Source organism: Novosphingobium resinovorum (assembly GCF_027922145.1).
In the GTDB taxonomy this organism is placed as follows: domain Bacteria; phylum Pseudomonadota; class Alphaproteobacteria; order Sphingomonadales; family Sphingomonadaceae; genus Novosphingobium; species Novosphingobium resinovorum.
In genome coordinates this window covers 1-2,817 of record NZ_BSFC01000012.1, presented here as the reverse complement: position 1 = coordinate 2,817, position 2,817 = coordinate 1, and the positions used below count along the sequence as shown (strand labels likewise).

The window sequence follows — 2,817 nt, the reverse complement described above, 5'->3', positions numbered from 1 at the left end:
GCTGATGCTGCCCTTCATGCCCAACAACAAGCGATCATTCGGTCGACAAGGATCATACACGCCATCGAGATCGATCACGCGCGCTTCCACCAGGCCGCACAGTTCCAGGAGGTGATGCCAATCTCGACCATTACGGGAAAGGCGCGATGCGTCCAGGCACAGCACCGCGCCGACCATACCTGTGCACAGGCCGCTCACCAGTCGTTCGAAACCAGGGCGGTCGGCAGCGCCACTGGCGGTACGGCCGAGGTCATCGTCGATCACTTCGACATCACGGAACCCCCAGCGGCGCGCAACATCGACAAGTTCATATTGACGCCGCTGGCTCTCCAGGTTGTTCTGGACCTGGCCCGGGGTGGACTGCCGAACGTAGACGACAGCTTTGCGATTAAGCACCGTGGCCGGAATGAGATTATTGCCCGTCATCGCTCGGCTCCTTCGCCGCGGCGCCGGCCGCCGCCGTCAGGAGGGTCGCCAACTTGGCGACGACCGTGCTGCGTTCCGCGTCGGTCAGACCCCGAATCTGCGGCATATCGAGCGGCATGCTCAACTGACGGGCCAGCATCGGTAACGTCGAGGGTGGTGGTAATGCCTTCACAGGGCGCCTCCTGGATGGGGGTGAGACCATCCGACGAAGTCTGCCTGAAACCGCGATCGGTAAGCAGTCTATGAAGCTCAACGAGGCCAGTCACCGCAATCCGCGGTTCGCCCATCGCCATACCAGCGCAAAACGCCCTATCCAGCATCCACTCCGAAACCTGAATGATCTCGCCCGGCCTGATCTCTACCCGGACAATCGCACCACTGGCCCGATCCTCGCGGCCTTCATACCGAAAACGGCCGCCGTAATATGGATGCCAACGGTAATGAAACTCTACCATCTGCCCGACATGGGCAGAATGAACATGTGATAGCTCTGGGGCGTCGCAACTGGATGTTCGTCGGGTCCATCAAGGGCGGGGATGCCTCGGCGCTATTTTACTCGCTTGCCGAAACGTGCCGCCTGAACGGTGTTGAGCCCGAAGCCTGGTTCACCGACGTAATCGAGCGTATCGGCAACCATCCGATCAACCGGATCGACGAACTCCTGCCGTGGAACTGGCAGGCCGCAAAGGCGATCCAGAACCTGGAGCAAGCTGCTTGAGCAACGCCTTCGTCGTGCACATGACGATCACTCTGGATGACGTGACGCCCGCCGTAACCCGCATGATCGAAGTACCGCTCGGCATCCGGCTCGATCGTTTGCACACTACCTTCCAGGAAGCGTTGGGATGGACCGATAGCCATCTGTGGGAGCTGACCTTCGGGCGCACGGGCTTCGGCATCCCTGACCCGTCCTACGGCTTTGGCGGCCCACTTGATGCCCGAAAGACGACCCTCGCTGAGGCGTTGGAGGGAATGCGCGGCAAGACCTTCCAGTACCTCTACGACTTTGGCGACGGATGGGAGCACAGCGTCAGGATTCACGGCATCGCTCCGGCTGACCTGCAAGGCAGCTATCCGCGCCTGCTGGAAGCTAGCGGAATGCGCCCACCGGAGGACTCGGGAGGGCCTTGGGGCTATGCCGAGAAGCTGGAGGCTCTCACCGATCCGTCGCATGAATACCATGAAGAGGCGTTGGATGCTCTTGGCGACGACCATGACCCCCACACTCAACCCAACATCGAGGTGATCCACGCTCGCTTCGCGGCACTCGCCAAGAAATGGGCGCCGCGCCCGCGGAAACCCAAATAACCCTACGTTAACGCCGCCTTCCGTCGGCGCTTACCAATAGGTTGCGCAAGCTCATATCGTCGATCATACGACCGCACAGTGGGCTTACCGCTGCGGTGGCGTCTGTCATGGGATGGTCTCCTGAGTGAAGGTTGGTCCAACAACCAAACCATCTCATCAGGAAGCCATTCTGGTCAAAACCCGCCCTTCTCCGGCGTCAGCGGGTTAGTTCAAACCCAATGAGTCAGCATCAACGGGATTTGGTGTAATACCAAACCCCATTAATCAGAACCCATGTGCCCATTTGCGGATGCCGATGGACATGATGCGCCATGGCTGATCGACGAGCTTGTTCCAGGCGAAGCAGCAGTGATCGACGATATCGTCGTAAGATTTAAAGATGCGGTTCGAGAGCCAGTTGTCGCGCATGAACTGCCAGATGTTTTCGACCGGGTTGAGTTCAGGACATCGTGGCGGCAGCGGCATCAGGGTGATGTTTGGCGGAATGACCAGTTCGGCCGATCCATGCCATCCGGCCTGATCGAGAATGACCACGGCATGTGCGCCCGGCGCGACGTGAAAGGCGATTTCCTCGAGGTGCATCGTCATCGCCTCGCTGTTGCAGGCGGGCATGACGATGCCTGCCGCCTTGCCCTCCAACGGGCAGATCGCTCCGAAGATCCAGGCCGAGGATCGGCGCTGATCTCTTGGGGCGCAAGGCCGGGTGCCGCGCTTGGCCCAGCGCCGGGTCAATTTGGTCTGCTGGCCGATCCGCGCCTCGTCCTGCCACCACAATTCTACGGGCGTTCCTTGGGGCAGGCAAGCTTGCAGTGATGCTTGCAAGGCGGGTGGCGAAGTTTTTTTAAAATCGGCAATATCGTCAGTCTTTTGGCTGTTGTGACGCGGGCGGGCCGAGAGCTTGCGGTAGCCCAGGGCGCGCATCTCCCGGCTCAGCGATTGCGGGGAAATCGACAGGCCAAACTCGTCCCACACCCATTGCGCCAGATCGACAAGCCGCCAGCGAACCACACCATGCGCGGACGGGATCGGCGGTCGCGTCCGTCAATGTGGTGTAAAATCGGGTGTGGCCACTGGGCTGCATTT

5 protein-coding genes and 1 pseudogene are annotated in these 2,817 nt (G+C 60.4%); 3 read left to right on the top strand and 3 right to left on the bottom strand.

The genetic code is table 11. The features are described from left to right. A partial coding sequence (locus PKE80_RS08790; RefSeq protein ID WP_271182157.1) for a recombinase family protein occupies nt 1-426 on the bottom strand: 426 nt, incomplete at its 3' end. Further along, nucleotides 413-565 carry a hypothetical protein gene (locus PKE80_RS08785; protein ID WP_164546203.1) on the bottom strand — a complete coding sequence of 51 codons (153 nt, stop codon included), beginning with the start codon at nt 563-565 and terminating at the stop codon, nt 413-415. The genes PKE80_RS08790 and PKE80_RS08785, both read right to left, overlap by 14 nt. A gap of 103 nt (nt 566-668) precedes the next feature. On the opposite strand from PKE80_RS08785, the gene PKE80_RS08780 reads away from it, so the two are divergent. The 3 genes from PKE80_RS08780 to PKE80_RS08770 are packed head-to-tail and all read left to right on the top strand — an operon-like array spanning nt 669 to nt 1,734. After that, nucleotides 669-911 (top strand): hypothetical protein, encoded by a 243-nt coding sequence (locus tag PKE80_RS08780; protein WP_271182156.1) that lies wholly within the window; start codon nt 669-671, stop codon nt 909-911. A gap of 23 nt (nt 912-934) precedes the next feature. Beyond that, nucleotides 935-1,144 carry a transposase domain-containing protein gene (locus PKE80_RS08775; RefSeq protein ID WP_271182155.1) on the top strand — a complete coding sequence of 70 codons (210 nt, stop codon included), beginning with the start codon at nt 935-937 and terminating at the stop codon, nt 1,142-1,144. Continuing rightward, on the top strand, nt 1,141-1,734 hold the full coding sequence (locus PKE80_RS08770) for a plasmid pRiA4b ORF-3 family protein (RefSeq protein ID WP_271182154.1): 594 nt from the start codon (nt 1,141-1,143) through the stop codon (nt 1,732-1,734). Before PKE80_RS08775 ends, PKE80_RS08770 begins: the two co-directional genes overlap by 4 nt. 264 nt (nt 1,735-1,998) lie before the next feature. Here PKE80_RS08770 and PKE80_RS08765 read toward each other — a convergent pair. After that, a pseudogene (locus tag PKE80_RS08765) lies at nt 1,999-2,763 on the bottom strand (IS630 family transposase); the annotation flags it as partial. Nucleotides 2,764-2,817: the final 54 nt, after the last annotated feature.